The organism is Bifidobacterium sp. MSK.13.1 (assembly GCF_019131435.1).
In the GTDB taxonomy this organism is placed as follows: Bacteria; Actinomycetota; Actinomycetes; order Actinomycetales; family Bifidobacteriaceae; genus Bifidobacterium; species Bifidobacterium pseudocatenulatum.
This window is the reverse complement of record NZ_JAHOMM010000008.1, coordinates 60,409-77,850: the sequence shown is the minus strand read 5'-3', so window position 1 is coordinate 77,850 and position 17,442 is coordinate 60,409. Positions and strand designations below refer to the sequence as shown.

Here is a 17,442-nt window from a genome sequence, read left to right as displayed (position 1 = left end):
AAACCATGCGGGCATATCCGGAAGTCTATCGGGATGATGTGGTGGAAAGCCAGGGCAAGCTTTTCGACTACGTGGCGCAGTCGTTCCCTAACAAGAGCACGGAGGATTTCATCGCCACGTATATGACGAGCAAAACACGCAAAAGCATTGATGAAGCCAAAGCCTACGTCAATACGATGGATGCGGAAGAGCTGTGGAAGTATTTCACCGAGACCGAGCATTACCAATTGAAGGACGGCAAGGCGTTTAAAGGGTTCATGCCCGATTGGATCGGTGAGTTCTATGCCTACTACCAATGGTTCTACGGTATTCCCAGTTCTGAAGTGATCACCAGGGTGCCGTTGGACTTCCTGAAGAAAGCCTATTTCGGACTTCATGATCTCGATCTGGAACTTGCGGTGCGGAAAGTCAGCGAAGAATGACGGACATCATCTGCTTCCATAATCCCGATGAGGAGAACGGGTACCTGAGCAACTGGTATCCATCGCGCTTCGTTGTGGATGATGTTGAGTTTTCCTCAATGGAACAGTACATGATGTACCGCAAGGCATGCTGTTTTAACGATGCCGAAATAGCCGCGCGAATCCTCGAAACCGATGACGTGGCCGAGATTAAATGCCTTGGTCGACTGGTGGCCGGTTATGACGATCACGTGTGGAACGGCGTTCGCCAAATCGAGGTCTATGAAGGATTACTTGCCAAATTCAGCCAGAACGCCGAACTCGGGGCACGGCTTGAGGTAACCGGCACCGCGCTGCTGGCGGAATGCGCCGTCAAAGACCGCATCTGGGGCATCGGCCTGTCGATGCATGACCTAGCTAGGTTCAATCCGAGGCAATGGCGTGGCCGGAACCTGCTCGGATACGCTCTAATGCTCACAAGAAGGAAGCTCAGCCGTATAGATTGACGGTAATACGGCTGTTTTTCGGGCTCTCATTGTCCCCGCTTGGGAACAGCGTAAGGTTGGAGACTTCCTGAGCGAAAGTAGGGTTAAAGGCAATACGGGGCTGAACTCAAGAAAGCTGACCGTCAAGCTATGGGGTAAAGGCGTCATTGAGAAAAATGATTTCGGAGGCAGTGAGCATACCCAGTATTTCATCCGTCACAAAGGGCAGTTTATTTACAGTAAGTTAGATTTTTTAAATTCAGCGTTTGGCGTGATTCCAGAAAAACTTGACGGATACGAGTCTACGGCTGATTTACCTGCTTTTGATCTAGTTGAGATGAATCCACACTTCATGTTTTTCACCGCGGTACAAGAGGGGTTCTATCTTAAACATGGTTCTGCTGCCGATGGCAGTAGGAAGGCAAAGAGGATACACGTAAATACTTTCTTGGAAATGCCGATCATGGTTCCAACGGTGGCGGAGCAGGATTTCATCGTAGAGTATTTGCAATCCTTAGATTGCCTCATCACCCTTCATCAGCGTAAGTATTGTGGTGTTGCTTCTTGGATGTTAGGGGCTGCGCTCGTAAGATTGGGCTCAGAAAGTGACGGTGCATTCGGGGAGATGAAACATGTTCTACGATAAAGAATCGGATTTCGAAGACGATCTGGTCGCGGTGCTGAAGCGCCATGGATGGACCGATGGCGTGTTGGAATATCCAACTGAACAGGACCTTATCGACAATTGGGCCAGTATCCTGTTCGACAATAACAAAGGCATCGATCGATTGAATGGGCAGCGCCTTACCAAAGGTGAGATGGCGCAGATCCTCGAACAGATCGAAACGTTACGCACACCATTGGCGCTGAATTCCTTCATTAATGGTAAAACCGTATCCATCAAACGTGATAATCCCAAGGATGAGGCTCATTACGGTAAGGAAATCAGCCTGAAGATCTACGATCGGCAGGAAATCGCAGCGGGGCAAAGCCGCTACCAAATCGCAAGACAGCCTATTTATCCAGCTAAAAATAAGATGTTGAACGATCGCAGGGGAGACGTTTGCCTGCTTATCAACGGAATGCCGGTCATCCATATAGAACTGAAGAAAAGCGGCATTCCCGTAAGCCAGGCCACCAATCAAATCGCCAAATACGCGCATGAAGGCGTGTTCACCGGGCTGTTCAGACTCGTGCAGGTCTTCGTGGCCATGAATCCGGATGATGCCTTGTACTTCGCCAATCCCGGTGAAGGCGATTTCAATAGCAACTACTTCTTCCACTGGGCTGACTTCAACAACGAGCCCATAGCGGCGAATAAACATGTCGGGCAGGACGAGTGGAAACGTTTCGCATCGGACCTGCTATCTATCCCCATGGCACATCAGCTCATCGGGTTCTATACGGTCGCCGATTCCGCGGACGGATGTCTCAAAGTGCTACGCAGCTACCAATACCAGGCGGTAAACGCCATTTCCGACCGTGTGCGCACCTGCAAATGGGATGAGCCGGTGCCAAGCGGCACGCCGGGCCGCCCGGGCGGTTATGTGTGGCATACCACCGGCTCGGGCAAAACCATGACCAGTTTCAAGGCGGCGCAACTCATTGCCGGCTCAAAAGACGCCGATAAAGTGGTCTTTCTTATGGACCGTGTCGAATTGGGCACGCAGTCACTGCTGGAATACCGGTCGTTTGCGGATGATGCCGATGACGTGCAGGGTACGGAAAACACGGACGTGCTCAAATCGAAACTGGCAAGCATCGACCCCAAAGACGCACTCATCGTCACTTCCATCCAGAAAATGAGCAACATCAAAGCAGGCGAGGGGCATATCACCGAAGAGGAAGTGAAAAAGCTCGCCGGCAAACGCATCGTATTCATCATTGACGAATGCCATCGTTCCACATTCGGTGAGATGCTGCAGGATATTCGCCATTCCTTCCCGAACGCGCTGTATTTCGGTTTCACAGGCACTCCAATCCATGAGGAGAACCGCAAGAAGGGCTCGACCACATCAATGGTGTTTGGTGATTGTCTCCACCGTTACAGCATCGCTGACGGTATCCGCGATGGCAATGTGCTCGGATTCGACCCGTACATGGTGTTGACCTACCGAGACAAGGATGTTCGTCAGGCTGTCGCGTTGCAGAAGGCGAAAGCGGCGACGGTTGAGGAAGCCCAGGCGGATCCGGCGAAAGCCGAAGTGTTCTACCATTACATGGATCCGAGGCAAATGCCGATGGGACCTATGGAAACGCAGGCCGGAGAACACATCAAAGGCATTGAGGACTATCTGGCCCCGGCGCAGTACGCGCAGGATACGCCTCATGAGGGCAAGGTCGTGGAGGACATTCTCGACCAATTCCCATTGTTGAGCAGAGGCAACAAATTCCATGCGATGCTGGCCACGAGTTCCATTCCCGAGGCGATCAGCTATTACCATCTGTTCAAGAAGCGTGCTCCGCAGATGCATGTGACCGCGCTGTTTGATCCCAATGTCGATAACTCCAATGGTGCAATCCTCAAGGAGGATGCGCTTAAGGAAATCATCGGTGATTACAACGAACTGTTCGGCAAGGATTTCATCATCCCCACATGGCCGAAGATGAAGAAGGACGTCACCGCGCGGCTTTCTCACAAGCGTCCGTATCTGACGGTCGACCAGCACCGTGAGGAGCGGCTGGATCTGCTGATCGTGGTCGACCAGATGCTGACCGGTTTCGACTCCAAGTGGGTCAACACGCTGTATCTCGACAAGATCATCGACTACGAGAACATTATCCAGGCGTTTAGCCGCACGAACCGGTTGTTCGGCCCCGACAAGCCTTTCGGAACAATTCGCTACTACCGCAAGCCGCATACCATGAAAGGGTATATCGAAGCGGCGGTGAAACTGTATTCCGGAGATAAGCCGCTTGATTTGTTCGTGCAGAAACTGCCGGAAAACGTGCGTTTGATGGATGCGCGTTTCGAAGAGATCTCTTCCGTGTTCCGTGCCGGGGGCGTAGAGGATTTCATGCGACTGCCGGAATCGGTGGAGGCGTGCCGTAAGCTCGCGAAACTGTTCGTGGAACTCAATGATTTCTTGGAATCCGCCCAAGTGCAAGGATTCACTTGGGGGCAGCGGGAATACCTCATCACCCATGACGATGGATCCGTGGAAGTTGTGCGGCCGAAGCTTGATGAACGGACATATCTGATTCTTGTACAGCGATATAAGGAAATGTTCAGCAGCGGCGAAGGTTCTGTCAACGGTCCGGAAGCGCCATATGAACTTGACGGTCATATCACTGAGATAGATACAGGATTGATTGATACGGATTACATGAACGCTAATTTCGCCAAATGGCTCAAGGCACTTGGCGTAGGAGATCCAGCTTTGTTGATATCAGCTGAGGAGGAGCTGCATAAGTCGTTCGCTTCGCTCAGTCAGGAGGAGCAACGGTATGCCGAACTGTTCATGCATGATGTGGAACGTGGCGAAATCGAGTTGGAGGAAGGTAAGACGCTGCGCGACTACATCACGTATTACGCGAACAGCGCCAAAAACAGCCAAGTGGAGCAAATCACCAAGGCGTTTGGCGTGGATGGAGCTTTGCTCAACGAGATGATGCGGCTTGATCTTACCGAAGCGACGTTGAACGAATTCGGTCGGTTCGACCAGTTGAAAGCGTCCATCAACAAGCCTTTGGCAAAGGCGTTCTTCAGCAAGCCGGATAGCTCTGTCACCCAATTCACTGCGAATCTTCTCGCCACCAAGTTGCTGAAAAGCTTTATCCTTGAAGGAGGATTCGATCTGGACGATCGCAAATAACGGACGGTAGTAAAACAGGGGAGAAGCATGGCGGTTGTTGACGAAGCAAAACTGGGGTATCTGGACTTTCTTTCGCGTGAGGATCGGGTACGCCACCATCGCTACGTTGAGGAAATGAAGCAGTATGACATGATGCGCTCCGGCGACATCAATGCCATTTCGGAAAGCGCGAAACTGTGGGATTCCGGACTATACGGCCATCTGTCGGACGATTCTCTGAAAAACGCAAAATACCGTTTCGTCACTACCATCACCTTGGCCACACGCTTCGCCATCGAAGGTGGCATGGATGAGGAAGACGCCTACAACGCTTCCGACCTGTACATTCAGGATCTTGACAATTGCAAGACCCCGGAAGACGTGCGCCGACTGCATACCGACATGATGACCTTCTTCACCTGGGCCATGGCCGACATGCAGAAAACCGACACCCATTCCAAAGCCGTCAACGAATGCATGGACTACATCCACTACCATCTGCATGAGAAAATCACTGTCGCGATTCTGGCACAGCACGTGCATTTGAATCCCACGTATCTGTCGGAACTGTTCAAACGGGAGACGGGCACAGCGATATCGCAATATATCACCGACAAACGCATGGAAGCCGCCGAAAACATGCTCAAATACTCGGAATACAGCTTCAATGAGATCGCGCAGATCCTCGCATACCGGTCGCAAAGCCATTTCACGAAAGTCTTCAAAAAACATAGCGGTATGACACCGGGGGAATACCGTGCCAAGTACTCACAGAACGGCATCTGGCCAGAGTAGTAGCGTTCCGGCGTGTCGCGGGCGATGCGGTGAACCAGACGTAACGACATCTCGAACTTCGGTTGTGCCAATCGTGAAATCGATGTGGTTTCGCGTGTGGCATACGTTCGAATCGACTACGGTGAAAGCATTCAATGATGATGCGCGCCGGCCGAATGAACGGCAGAACGGAAACGCGCGCAGGATGTGGATGAAAGCAAAGGAATAAACGAATATGGGAATGCCCCTTGATTTGTATGTGATTCGACATGGCGAATCCGAAGCGAACGTGATTATCAGTGCCGGTGAACAGGGTGACAACTCGCTGTATACGCAGGACAACGTCACCGTGCCCGACCGTTCGTGGAGGCTTACGGCCACCGGCCGCAAGCAGGCGGACTGCATCGGCCGCTGGCTGGTCTCACAGCAGCCGTTGTTCGACCGTTACCTCGTCTCGCCGTACGTGCGCACGCGTGAGACGGCTGCCACGATGGCTCTGCCTAAGGCGAAATGGGAGGAGACACGCGTGCTGCGCGAACGCTCCTGGGGTGAGATCAACACCATCACGAAAGACGATTTCAAAACCAATTACGCGCGTAACTGGATGTTCAAGAACACTGATCCGCTGTATTGGCGTCCGCCGGCGGGCGAATCAATCGCCGATGTGGCCGAAAATCGCGTGCATAATCTGCTCACGTCCTTGAACCGCAAGTCGGACGCGGAATCCGTAGTGATGGTCAGTCACGGTGACCTCATGCTGGCGCTTATGCTCACTTTGGAGGACTTGTCCGACGAGGAATTCATGCACCGTGCGGCGTCCGACGAATGGAAGATCACTAATTGTACGTGCTTCCATTATTCGCGCCGTGATCCGGCGACCGGGCGTACGCATAAGCGTTTCCGTTGGGAACAGACCGCCCGTCCGGTGTTCGACGATACAGAAGGTCGTTGGGTGGTGAAGGTCGAAGATTGGCGTGAATTCAAGCGTCCAGTGCTGTCGAATGGCGATTTGGTGGACGTTGTTCATGCGGTTGACCGTCACCTGTGATGTGTGTCGGTCTGTTGATTGCATGATCGGATTGGCCGATATCGACGATTGATGCCCCCATCTTGCGTACGAAACGCGCCCGTGTCCACGCCCCACTACAATGGCTATGGCACGCGGCGCGTTTTTGCTTGCCGCGCAAGAGAGTTAAGGAGACAATCGCATGTCCAATCTGTTCACGTGGCAGGTCCACGGTGACGGCAAGACGCTGAAGCCGGGCGAAGTCGTTGAGCCTGACGAGCGCCTGACTTGGCCGCGCACCGCCGAAATCGGTGCGCAGCACGTCATCGCCATGTTTGGTGCCACGTTCCTGGTGCCGATTCTGACTGGTTTCGACCCGTCCGCCACCCTGTTCTTTACGGCCATGTCGACCGCACTGTTCCTGCTGATCAACAAGAACGTGCTGCCGAGCTACTTGGGTTCGTCCTTCGGCTTCATTGCCCCGATCACCGCCGTCACCACGGCGAACAAGGGCATCGCCGTCGCATCCTTCGGCATTCTCGTCACTGGTTTGCTGCTGGCTCTGATCGGTGTACTCGTGCACTTCGCGGGTGCCAAGTGGATCGACATCATCATGCCGCCGGTTGTCAACGGTGCCATTGTGGCCATCATCGGTTTCAACTTGGCTCCGAGCGTGTGGAACAACTTCAAGGTCGCTCCCGACACCGCCATCGTGACTTTAGTTGCCGTGCTGCTGGTCGCAGTGCTGTTCAAGGGTCTGATTGGCCGACTCAACATTCTGATCGGTGTGATCATCGGTTACGCATACGCTTGCATTCGTGGTCAGGTTGACTTCTCCGCCATCGGCGATGCCGCTTGGGTTGGTCTGCCGACTTTCCACCTGCCGCAGGTTGACTTCACGATTCTGCCGATGTTCGTTCCGGTGGTGCTCGTGCTCGTTGCCGAAAACGTCGGCCACGTCAAGTCCGTTTCCCAGATGACCGGCCGCGACTACGATGACCAGATCGGCACCGCCCTGTTCGCCGACGGTCTTGGCACCACCATCGCCGGTTTCGGCGGCGGCTCCGGCACCACCACGTACGGTGAGAACATCGGTGTGATGGCAGCCACCAAGGTGTATTCCACCGCAGCCTACTGGTGCGCGGCTGGCTTCGCACTACTGTTGAGCCTGTGCCCGAAGTTCGGTGCCATCATCAACACGATTCCGGCTGGCGTGCTCGGTGGCGTGACCACCCTGCTGTACGGCATGATCGGCATGGTCGGTATTCGTATTTGGGTTGAGAACAAGGTCAACTTCGACAAGCCGCTGAACATCATGGTTGCCGCAATCACCATGATCATTGCCATCGGACAGTTCGCGTTCGCTTTCAATGGCATTTCCTTCAACGGCATCGCCATCGGCACCATAGTGATCCTTATCGCCTACCACGGCCTGAAGGCCATCGGCAAGGCCACCGGCACGATCGACAAGAACGATCCCGACATCCTGTGATGCAATAATCGTTTGCATCGCTCTGAAGGCCCTTCCCAAACGTTCCCTGTTTCGGAAGGGCCTTTTGCGTACGCCTGTGTAGCTTTCGCGTGTGCAAGGCATTAGAGATGCGATGAGGATATGACGATTATTGAGAAGTTTCAAGATGAAAGCATACGTCGGAGTCTTCATCGATAGGGCATCTCTGAAATTTGGTTGTACGGGTCTATGGCTCATGGGGATACGAAATATGTGGACTCGCTGAAAACGGTGTTGAAACCAGATGTAATGAAGAGATCAGCAGATTGCGGAATGTAACACAGAAGAAAACGTCAATCGTCTGACTTCATGTGGGGTTGAATGGGTATGATGATGCAAAAGGGGTTGTGTCCATTTTTGAATGAAGGAGTTCATCATATGAGTACCGCAGACGGAAAGAAAATCGCCATCGTCACCGGTTCCGCGCTTGGATTGGGATATGAGCTGGCTCGACAGCTGATCGCCAAGGGATGGTTCGTTGCCGGTATTGATTTCAATGGCGTACGTCAGGCGGAGTTGTCGAAGACTTTTGCTGCCGACGAATACAGAGCTTTTGTGGGCGATATTTCCGACGAATCGTTCGTGAAGAACTCTGTTGCCGCAATCGCGAAAATCGGTCATATCGATTTGCTGATCAACAATGCCGGGCAGCCTTCGTTCAAAGTGCCGACCGCATACGAGGCGGCCGATGTGGACAAGTGCCTGAAAGGTCTGAAAGGCATGGTGCTGTGGAGCGTGGAAACCCTGAAGGCGGACGGCGAGCGGGATCTCAAAATCGCCAACATCATGTCTACCGCGGCAACGCGAGGCAACCCCAACGAATCCGTGTACTGTGCCACCAAGTGGGGCGAGAAGGGCTACACCAAGAGTTTGCAGGCCGCATACAAGGGGACCAGTGTGAAAATCGTGGGTGTCTATCCGGGTGGCATCGACACCCCGTTCTACCGTGACAGCCATGACTACGTTTCAGAAGAAAAGCAGCATACCTTCATGCGTGCGGATCAGCTGGCCGAAGTGATTCTGTTCAATCTGGTCAACAAAGCGAATCTGACCGTCACCGATATCGAAATCAACCGCAATCCGGCGTGAATATAACGGATATGAAGGATTGAAGGAACGTAAGCAAAAGTATTGGGCATAGGCTACAGTTATCAGGTTTGCGCAACGTGCGTAATATTTGACATGAAAGGCCATTGTGCCCGATACCGTTTTTGATGAAGATACCCTCGCAGCCGCTTCCGAAGCGATGGGCGAGGAAGAGGAACGTCCGTTGACGTTCGCCGAACTTGGCGTTCCTGGTCCGCTGGTCCGCGTGCTTGCGGCCGATGACAAGAAAACCGCTTTCCCGATTCAGGCCGACACGCTTCCCGATTCGTTGGCTGGGCGAGACATTCTTGGCCGTGGTCGCACTGGATCCGGCAAGACGCTGGCATTTTCGATTCCGCTGGTCGCTCGCTTGGGCGAAGTGGATGCCGGCGAGTATGAGAACATGAGCCAGTTCCGCCACGAGGTCAATCGTGTGAAGCAGGCCCATGCCGAGGAACGTCGTGCCGACGATTTCGTGCCGCATCCACGTGGTCTGGTGCTTGCTCCGACCCGTGAGCTCGCCAACCAGATCAACGATGTGCTCATGCCGCTCGCCCAGATCTACGGCATCAACACCACCACCGTGTACGGCGGTGTGCGTTATGCCCGCCAGATCCGTGACCTTCAGGCCGGTGCCGATATTGTGGTGGCCTGCCCGGGTCGTCTTGAGGATTTGATCGAACAGGGCGCGCTCACCTTGGACAAGGTTGAGGTAGCGGTTATTGATGAGGCCGACGAAATGGCCGATATGGGCTTCCTCCCGCCAGTCAAGCGACTGCTCGGCCAGATTTCGTTCGACGCGCAGATCATGCTGTTCTCCGCCACGCTCGACCATGGCGTGGACGAAGTGGTGGAAACCTTCCTGTCTGATCCGAAGGTGCATAGCGTCGATTCCGCGACGGCGACCGTTGACGAGATGACCCACCATGTGTTCAAAACCACGCAGGGCAACCGTCACGAGCTGGTGCGCACCCTCGCTTCCGGCAAGGGCCGTCGCATTCTGTTCACCCGTACCAAATTCCAGACGCAGAAGCTTGCCAAGGATTTAACGCAGAACGGCATTCCTGCGGCCGAATTGCACGGCAATCTGAGCCAGAACCAGCGTGACCGCAATCTGGCCGCCTTCAACTCCGGCGATGTGAACGTTATGGTGGCCACCGATGTGGCCGCGCGAGGCATCGACGTTTCCGGTGTGGAACTCGTGGTGCAGGTCGAACCGCCGGAAGATCCGAAATCCTTCCTGCATCGTTCCGGACGAACCGCGCGAGCCGGCCATTCCGGTGACGTGGTGACCATCATTCTGCCGAACCAGCGCCGCAGGACCCGTCGCATGATGCGTGAGGCCGGACTGACGGTCGAACCGATCGATGTGACCCCTGATTCGCCGGAAGTGTTGGAACTCGTAGGCGAAGTGGCCGAGCCGGTGTTCGGCTGGACGCTTGAGCAGTCGCAGCCGGCAGGAAATCCGCGCCGTAGGAAGAACGGCAAGGGGAGTGCCGACGGCGAACGTTCCGGCAGGTCGAACCGTTCCGGCGGGCGTAACAAGGATCGCGGCAAAGACAAGGGTGGTAAGCCGTTTAAGTCCGAACGTAAGGATCGTCGCGATCGCGACCAGCGTGAGGAGCGTAACGACAGCGCGAAGAAGTTCGAGCCGAAGAAGAACCGTGCGGAACGCCGTGCCGCCAAGTTCGAAGGTCGTGACAATCGTGAATTCGAAGCGCGTGAACATCGTTGGGAACATCCTGAAATTCAAGAGGAACGCCGCGAACAGCACGAGGAAAAGCGCAACAACAAGCGTCGTGAAAAGTATGCGCGCCTGCATGAGCAGCAGCGCAGCGACAACGAACAGCGCGAAACGACGAACAAGCGTAGGAACGACGGCGATTACGGCAATACCGACAATCGCAGGAAACTGGGAAAGAAGAAGTCCGGACAGCTTGCGAAAAAGCAGGGTGCGCCAAGCAAGAAGCAGCGCAAGTCTGAAGCCCGTACCGAACGTCAATATGACGATAATCGTCGGTCCAAAGGCAGGAAGCATGACGAGCGTTCCTCGGATGCGAAACGCTATGACCGTCATACGGAAGTCAAGCGTGGCGGCCGTGGCGAACGTCACGACAAGCATGCAGGGCAGTCGCGCCATCGCCATGCGAACATCAGGAAAGCGCCATTCCGCACGCGTTGATCGCTGAAAAGCAAAATCAAAGCTTGCGCAGCTGGTAGATAATAGAGAACGGCGTCCGCCAAGGTATATGAACACTTGGCGAACGCCGTTTTCTATTAAATCTGATCGTCTATTAATTAATTGCTTGGCTATATGAAAAGTTGTTCAGCCTGCGACCGGATTGTATTGATCGTCTGCAGTGAAGCACTTACGGTACGTCATCACCATGATGAGACTGTCAGCTAGAAGCGTCAACGCTGCGATGGCGGCGAGAATCAGGAACTGGTATTTTGCCGCATCGATAGGATTGCCGCCGGCGATGATCTGACCGGCCATCATGCCAGGCACCGTCACAATGCCGCTGGAAGCCAGCGAGGCGGTAGTCGGCAGCAAACCCAAACGAATCGACGAGACGATGGACGGGCGCGCGGCCTCCCAAGCGGTCGCACCCAACGCCAGCAGCGTATCCACTTCGTCACGGCGTTCCTTCATGCTTTCGAAGAACCGACTCAACCCAACCGCCAAAGCGGACACGGTATTGCCGAGCAGCATGCCGGTCAACGGTACCACCAATTGCGGCGCATACCATGGTTGCGGGCGAATGATCAATTCGGTGACCAGCGAAATCATAATGAGCATGGTGATGACCAAGCTCAAAAACACGGGACCGGCCAAGCCTTTCGGTACGCCCTTGGCACGAGACAGGGTGATTTGCACGGCCGCGATCAGCATGAACATCACCAGCAACAGCACCAGCCATGGATTGTTCGACTTGATGACGAACTCCATAATGAAACCCATGGCGCACAATTGCAGCAACGCACGGCACGCCGACCAGAGCAGTGTCTTGCCAATGCCCATGCGCATCGCTTCGGAAATGCCTGCGGCCACGGCGACCATAACCAATGCGATAAGCAGACCCCAAATATCAATGGAATAATAATTGCCGCTCATGCCTGCACTCCTTGCACCGAATCGGACTGTGCCGCGAAATCATTGGAATCATTGGTTGCTGCGGTGTGCGGAGCATTCGCACTCTGCAATACGCCATTGGCCAGTGTGAGAATGCGCTTGGCACGCCCATCCGGCGGGCGATGGCGAATACGAATCACCGCCATGCCCTGCTCTGCGGCCTGAGCCATGATGGATGCCACCTTATCGGCGTTCTCATCATCCAAACCGGCATCAACCTCATCGGCAAGCAGCACTTTCGGCGAAGTAAGCAAGGTGCGCGCCAAACTCACACGGGCGGCCTGGCCTCCAGACAAGTCATGCGGAGCACGCCCCAAATCAATATCCGCGCAGCCAATGGCGTCAAGCGTGGCTCGAATGCGAGCATCCGGCAGTAGATCTGTGGGTTTGAGAGACTTACCGGCCGACCATTTCCTGCCGAATCCTTGCTTGCCTTCGCCCGCACGGATAGCCAATGTGAACGGTAAACGAATCGCCTCGGCCACACTCGAACCGATCAATACCGGCTTCTGCGGCAAATACGCCACCTGACTACGCCACTGCTGCGGTGTGAATTCGCTGGCAGGGCGCCCTTCAAGCTGAAAATTGCCGTTCGCATTCGGATTCAATCGTGCGAAAGCGGTAAGCAGACTACTCTTGCCCGATCCGGAAGGGCCGACCAAATCCACAATCTCACCATGCTTCACATCAACGGATAATCCGCTGAAAATCGTGCGTTGTTCACCGTCGACCGGCACGACACAGGAAACATTCGACGCCGAAAAAACATACTGCATAATGCAACACCATACCGCTTGGCTGCCGGTCGGATGCATTGGACGCGTTTCGTAGTGTCTTCTTAGCTGGAATCACATTGCATGGGAATATTGCGTCTGCTGTACAAGGAACATGTACAGGGAACATGCGCAAGGAAGCGCGATCGGAGGAAACCGTGCCGCAGTCAGAGTATCAAACCGATCCGGCATGACTGATGCTTCCCAATGCGCTGTTGGTCGAAGGCGATCCCGACGTGGGGTCCGTTCCATGCGTATGGCGGGTATTGGAACGTGCGTTCAAGGCATGATCGGCAAAGATGAGAACGCTGCCTAAGAGCATCATCCATTCAGCTTGCTCACAGTATTTTTCGTCGATATTCCAAGGAAAATCAGCCTCAAGGATGAGGTCGTGCCAACGTTTCATGGACTACAACTGGCACATTGGAAACGAAGAATATGAAAGCAAGAAGTGAGCATGCGTGCATGGTTGATGAACATAAGTTTGGTGGATGGCTGGTTTCCGGCAACGTTGTTTTCAGTAACCGCAGTGCTGGCGGCGATACTGCTGGGTACTGCAATATGGGAGACGGTTGCCGGAAGTCGTGACGGTGGCAAACGCACGTTTGCCGTAGTCGTGTGTCCGGTAGTGATTGCGATTATTGCAGGCATTGCCGGATTGGTGATTGCCTGGTTGCTGTCGGACGTGTTTGTGGTGTTCGGTGTTGAGCTGGGGCCGCATGTGGTCGCATGGGCCGGTTGCGGTTGCGCGATCATTGGATTCGCGATTTGCTATGCGGTGCCGCATAGGGGAGTGTTGCGTGCCGTCGCCGTTGTATTGACGGTATTCGCGGTGCTTTCCGCCGCCACCGGCATCGATCAGGCGTATGGAGAATATGCCACCATCGGATCACTGTTCGGCCAAGACACCTATCGTGAAGCCGACCTGACGGGAATGGCGAAACGCAGCGATTTGATTAGCGTCACGCAATGGAAGCAGGAAAAAGCAGACGGTAGCGTCAGCAATATTCCCGCACATGGCGAAGTCAGGAAAGTAAATATTCCAGCCACAGCATCGCATTTCGAAGCGCGAAAGGCGCTGGTATATCTGCCGCCTGCAGCGCTTGCCACAGCCAAACACAAGCCGGCGTTGCCGGTCATACTGATGATGAGCGGCCAGCCGGGCTCTCCGGGTCGCGTGTTTGCCGCGGGCGGCATTCAAACCATGATGGACGATTATGCGCAGCATCATGGCGGACTCGCACCCATTGTTATTGCGGCCGACCAGTTGGGAGACGATTCGCATAACACCCTATGCGTGGATTCGCCGGTGTACGGCAATGCGTTGACCTACTTGACGAAAGACGTGGTCGACTGGGTGAAAGCCAATCTTCCGGCGGCACAGCAAGCGCAGGACTGGGCGATCGCAGGTTTTTCACAGGGGGCCACATGTTCGCTGCAGATCGGTGCGAACCATCCGGATTTGTTCGGTACCATCATTCCCACCGGCAGCGAGCTCAAACCGACCAATGGCAGTGAAAGCAGTATGATCAGCCGGTTCTTCCACGGCGATCGCACCGCATACGAGAAGCAGATCCCCATCAACGCCATTCGCAACCATGCGCCTTCGAACCAGACGCTTGTTATCGGCGCAGGGGAGCGTGATCGCGAGTCCGTGCGCAATGTCGAACGCATCGCACCGGTTGCTCAACAGGCGGGCATGCATGTTACGGCAGTCGAATCGCTTGACAATGCGCATGACTGGCATGCCGTGCAAGACACGTTGCGGTACGGACTTGCCGTATTCGGCTGCAACACGGGACTGAGCGATGCCAAGCCGAAATTGGTCGACTATCCGAATCTCAAACGCATTTCAATCTGAATCATCGAACGGAAGTACTGTATTATGACGCAATCGCAGGAATCAACAGTGAAACCATTATTTGGCTTTCGTGCGCTTATGGCCGATCTTGCCGACTGGATTCGTGAGCATCGCATGACCTTGGGGTTTGTGCTGTTCATCACGCTGTTCAATGTCGGCATGCAGCTCGTATGCGGCATTAGACATACGCAATTTCCGCCGCAATTGTCGCGCGTGAGTTTTGACGCGCTCGCGCATGGGCGCTGGTATACCGCGCCGATTTCACTGCTGTCGGTGCCTCAGTTGGGTCGTCTGCTGATCGACATTCCACTGATACTCATCGCATTCGGCTTATGCGAAACGGTGATTGGAAAGGCGAAGACGGCATGGGTGTCGCTGATCACCACGCTTGGCGGCATAGCGCTCGGTATGGGATTATGCTCGCTGTTCGCAGGCAAAAGTCCGCAATGGCATGCGATTTCGCATGATGGTGCGATTTTGGGGCCGCTGGTTGTTGTGGTGGGCACGCTGATGTGTGCCAGCGCGTTCACCGCCATGCTGTGGCGTCGGCGTATTCGTGTGATCGGCTATAGCGTGGTGCTGATCCTGTTCCTGTATCGTGGTGAAGCCGGCGATTACTGTTTGCTGGCGTCGGCGTTGCTTGGCCATGTGCTTGGCTATTTGATGGCTTCCGAGAGTCAAGGTGATGTGTATAGGCATGGTGCCTTGTATGAGATGCGCAGGCTGATTGGTATGGCTGCCGGCGTACAGGCGGTCGGTTCGCTGGTTGCCGTTTCCTCAAGACAATCATTCGGATTGCTCTCCATGTTCGGCTTGCTGACAGGTTCCACGGAATTCGACACGGAACAAGTGTTGGATTGCCTCAACGGTTCCTCGCATGCCAACTGTTTCGCGCAATATCGTATGATGAGATTCACCATGCCCGGAAACTGGCTGGTGTCGTTGATGCCGACGCTGATGCTGCTGTTGATCGCATGGGGTCTGTACCGCGGACGCCGTATTGCCGCAGCGTTGAGCGTGCTGTTCAATGCGTGCACAGTGGTGCTTGCGATGCTGTTTTATGTGGTGCTTCCGCTGCAATATGTTGGCGATTCGCAGGCTGATGCGTTGCCTGCGTTGGCTCGTCATGGTGCGTTTCATGCGATGTTTTCCACTATGGCATTGCCGTTGATTTTTATCGTTATCGTCATTGCGTTCCGTCAGTGTTTTACGATTCGCACTAGAAGTGAGATTATGTTGCGTGCTGCGGCAGGTGCATTGTCGGCTTTTCTGTTGTTGGGATTGATGTATGCCGGATATGGGCTTGCCTCTCCCGACGATTTCAATGAAAGTCCGCAATTGATCGCATTGCTTGCCGATTATGTGCAGCGATTGCTACCAATTGGTCTGTTGAGTGGTATCGAACCTGAGTTTGTGCCCGTCGGCCGAATCTCCTTGCTGGTATATCAGTGCGTCGGTCCGGTGTTTTGGATTATCGCTCTGCTGTGTGTTTGGGATTGTTTGCGGGATCGTTCCATGGTGAATGACGCTTTGCACCATCGTGTTGACGCGATTATTCCGCTTGGCGGCGAATCCATGTCATTCATGGCAACTTGGAAAGGCAATGACTATTGGTTTTCCGCAACCGGACGTTCCGCGATCGCCTATCGAGTGTCGTACGGCATCGCATTGACGGTGACAGGACCATTCGGAGATCCCAGCGAATATGCGGAAGATCTTACTGATTTCGCAACATTCTGCACACAACATTCCTGGACGCCCGTGTTTTACAGTGTGCACGAATCGCAGCGAGCCGAACTCACCAAAGCCGGATGGGATTCGCTTGACGTCGGTACGGAAATGGTCGTCAATCCCAACGAATGGCAGACCCGAGGCAAGAAATGGCAGGACGTGCGCACCGCCATCAACAAAGCCAAACGAGACGGCATCACCGACGTGCTCACCACTTTCAAGGAGGCACCCTTCTCAGTACAAACGCAGATTCGTGAGATCTCCGCACAGTGGGCCGGCAAAAAGGCCCTGCCGGAAATGGGATTCACCTTGGGAGGCGTCGACGAACTGATCGACTCCCGGGTGCGCCTACTCTACGCGGTTGACGGCAATGGCAAAGTCCTTGGCGTAACCAGCTGGCTGCCCACCTATCGTGACGGTACGATCATCGGTTGGACGCTTGACTTCATGAGGCATCGCACCGACAGCGTCAACGGCATCATGGAATTCCTGATTGCACGCATGGCTGAACGACTACGCGACGAAGGCAACGTGGAATTCATGAGCTTATCGGCGGCGCCGCTGGCCGGTATGGGATCCAACGAAAGCGAACACGAGGAAAGCGAAGTGTTGCGTCATGCACTGCAAATGGTCGCAGACATCATGGAACCAGCATACGGATTCCATTCACTATTCCGTTTCAAACTGAAATTCCATCCCGATGAAGAGAAAGTGTATATCTGCTATCCCGACGCAGCCAAACTGCCGCAAATATCGCTTGCCGTGGCACAAGCCTACGTGCCGTCGCTCACACCTGCCGAAGCCATGCGATTCGTACGTACGATTGCGCCGCGTGATTGACATGATGTCAGACTTGAGACGGTCCATGGTTCTGGGGTAGCTCGGGTC

The 17,442-nt window shown here is 54.4% G+C and carries 14 protein-coding genes; 11 read left to right on the top strand and 3 right to left on the bottom strand.

Annotation, left to right across the window (positions count from 1 at the left end):
- The first annotated feature begins 5 nt into the window (after nt 1–5).
- The 9 genes from KSY55_RS07930 to KSY55_RS07890 all read left to right on the top strand — a co-directional run bounded on the left by KSY55_RS07930 (nt 6) and on the right by KSY55_RS07890 (nt 11,238).
- Entirely contained in the window at nt 6–422 is a 417-nt protein-coding gene (locus tag KSY55_RS07930) for a hypothetical protein (protein ID WP_217749558.1), read from the top strand.
- The gene (locus KSY55_RS07925) at nt 419–907 is read left to right on the top strand and encodes an NADAR family protein (protein ID WP_217749557.1); all 489 of its coding nucleotides are present in this window, start codon (nt 419–421) and stop codon (nt 905–907) included. The genes KSY55_RS07930 and KSY55_RS07925 overlap by 4 nt, the downstream gene beginning before the upstream one ends.
- 250 nt (nt 908–1,157) lie before the next feature.
- Nucleotides 1,158–1,532: a hypothetical protein gene (locus KSY55_RS09135; protein WP_254882628.1), complete on the top strand. Its 375-nt coding sequence runs from the start codon at nt 1,158–1,160 to the stop codon at nt 1,530–1,532.
- Nucleotides 1,519–4,701: an HsdR family type I site-specific deoxyribonuclease gene (locus tag KSY55_RS07915; protein ID WP_217749556.1), complete on the top strand. Its 3,183-nt coding sequence runs from the start codon at nt 1,519–1,521 to the stop codon at nt 4,699–4,701. Before KSY55_RS09135 ends, KSY55_RS07915 begins: the two co-directional genes overlap by 14 nt.
- A 27-nt stretch (nt 4,702–4,728) precedes the next feature.
- Nucleotides 4,729–5,475, top strand: a complete 747-nt coding sequence (locus tag KSY55_RS07910) for a helix-turn-helix domain-containing protein (protein WP_217749555.1) — start codon at nt 4,729–4,731, stop codon at nt 5,473–5,475.
- 214 nt (nt 5,476–5,689) lie between these two features.
- Nucleotides 5,690–6,502 carry a histidine phosphatase family protein gene (locus KSY55_RS07905; protein ID WP_118233298.1) on the top strand — a complete coding sequence of 271 codons (813 nt, stop codon included), beginning with the start codon at nt 5,690–5,692 and terminating at the stop codon, nt 6,500–6,502.
- A gap of 160 nt (nt 6,503–6,662) precedes the next feature.
- On the top strand, nt 6,663–7,952 hold the full coding sequence (locus KSY55_RS07900; RefSeq protein ID WP_118233299.1) for a uracil-xanthine permease family protein: 1,290 nt from the start codon (nt 6,663–6,665) through the stop codon (nt 7,950–7,952).
- 396 nt (nt 7,953–8,348) lie between these two features.
- Nucleotides 8,349–9,059, top strand: a complete 711-nt coding sequence (locus tag KSY55_RS07895; RefSeq protein ID WP_034880661.1) for an SDR family NAD(P)-dependent oxidoreductase — start codon at nt 8,349–8,351, stop codon at nt 9,057–9,059.
- A 157-nt stretch (nt 9,060–9,216) separates the two neighbouring features.
- Complete coding sequence (locus tag KSY55_RS07890; protein WP_254881856.1) at nt 9,217–11,238, top strand: DEAD/DEAH box helicase; 2,022 nt, start codon at nt 9,217–9,219, stop codon at nt 11,236–11,238.
- Nucleotides 11,239–11,382: 144 nt separating this feature from the next.
- Here the strand turns inward: KSY55_RS07890 and fetB are convergent, their stop codons facing one another.
- The 3 genes from fetB to KSY55_RS07875 all read right to left on the bottom strand — a co-directional run bounded on the left by fetB (nt 11,383) and on the right by KSY55_RS07875 (nt 13,368).
- Nucleotides 11,383–12,171 (bottom strand): iron export ABC transporter permease subunit FetB, encoded by a 789-nt coding sequence (gene fetB, locus KSY55_RS07885; protein ID WP_118233300.1) that lies wholly within the window; start codon nt 12,169–12,171, stop codon nt 11,383–11,385.
- Nucleotides 12,168–12,965, bottom strand: a complete 798-nt coding sequence (locus KSY55_RS07880) for an ATP-binding cassette domain-containing protein (protein ID WP_217749554.1) — start codon at nt 12,963–12,965, stop codon at nt 12,168–12,170. The genes fetB and KSY55_RS07880 overlap by 4 nt, the downstream gene beginning before the upstream one ends.
- Before the next feature lie 172 nt (nt 12,966–13,137).
- Complete coding sequence (locus KSY55_RS07875) at nt 13,138–13,368, bottom strand: hypothetical protein (protein ID WP_217752274.1); 231 nt, start codon at nt 13,366–13,368, stop codon at nt 13,138–13,140.
- Between the two features lie 51 nt (nt 13,369–13,419).
- Between KSY55_RS07875 and KSY55_RS07870 the strand changes: the two genes are divergently transcribed.
- Nucleotides 13,420–14,823, top strand: coding sequence for an esterase family protein (locus KSY55_RS07870; protein WP_217749553.1), 1,404 nt, complete (start codon nt 13,420–13,422; stop codon nt 14,821–14,823).
- Nucleotides 14,824–14,847: 24 nt separating this feature from the next.
- Nucleotides 14,848–17,394 (top strand): bifunctional lysylphosphatidylglycerol flippase/synthetase MprF, encoded by a 2,547-nt coding sequence (locus tag KSY55_RS07865; protein WP_065439387.1) that lies wholly within the window; start codon nt 14,848–14,850, stop codon nt 17,392–17,394.
- Nucleotides 17,395–17,442 lie beyond the last annotated feature (48 nt).

Bases quoted from the DNA above. Each gene is read 5' to 3' on its own strand.
- KSY55_RS07930 (WP_217749558.1), top strand. From the start codon at position 6: ATGCGGGCATATCCGGAAGTCTATCGGGATGATGTGGTGGAAAGCCAG.
- KSY55_RS07925 (WP_217749557.1), top strand. From the start codon at position 419: ATGACGGACATCATCTGCTTCCATAATCCCGATGAGGAGAACGGGTAC.
- KSY55_RS07915 (WP_217749556.1), top strand. From the start codon at position 1,519: ATGTTCTACGATAAAGAATCGGATTTCGAAGACGATCTGGTCGCGGTG.
- KSY55_RS07910 (WP_217749555.1), top strand. From the start codon at position 4,729: ATGGCGGTTGTTGACGAAGCAAAACTGGGGTATCTGGACTTTCTTTCG.
- KSY55_RS07905 (WP_118233298.1), top strand. From the start codon at position 5,690: ATGGGAATGCCCCTTGATTTGTATGTGATTCGACATGGCGAATCCGAA.
- KSY55_RS07900 (WP_118233299.1), top strand. From the start codon at position 6,663: ATGTCCAATCTGTTCACGTGGCAGGTCCACGGTGACGGCAAGACGCTG.
- KSY55_RS07895 (WP_034880661.1), top strand. From the start codon at position 8,349: ATGAGTACCGCAGACGGAAAGAAAATCGCCATCGTCACCGGTTCCGCG.
- KSY55_RS07890 (WP_254881856.1), top strand. From the start codon at position 9,217: ATGGGCGAGGAAGAGGAACGTCCGTTGACGTTCGCCGAACTTGGCGTT.
- fetB (WP_118233300.1), bottom strand. From the start codon at position 12,171: ATGAGCGGCAATTATTATTCCATTGATATTTGGGGTCTGCTTATCGCA.
- KSY55_RS07880 (WP_217749554.1), bottom strand. From the start codon at position 12,965: ATGCAGTATGTTTTTTCGGCGTCGAATGTTTCCTGTGTCGTGCCGGTC.
- KSY55_RS07875 (WP_217752274.1), bottom strand. From the start codon at position 13,368: ATGAAACGTTGGCACGACCTCATCCTTGAGGCTGATTTTCCTTGGAAT.
- KSY55_RS07870 (WP_217749553.1), top strand. From the start codon at position 13,420: ATGCGTGCATGGTTGATGAACATAAGTTTGGTGGATGGCTGGTTTCCG.
- KSY55_RS07865 (WP_065439387.1), top strand. From the start codon at position 14,848: ATGACGCAATCGCAGGAATCAACAGTGAAACCATTATTTGGCTTTCGT.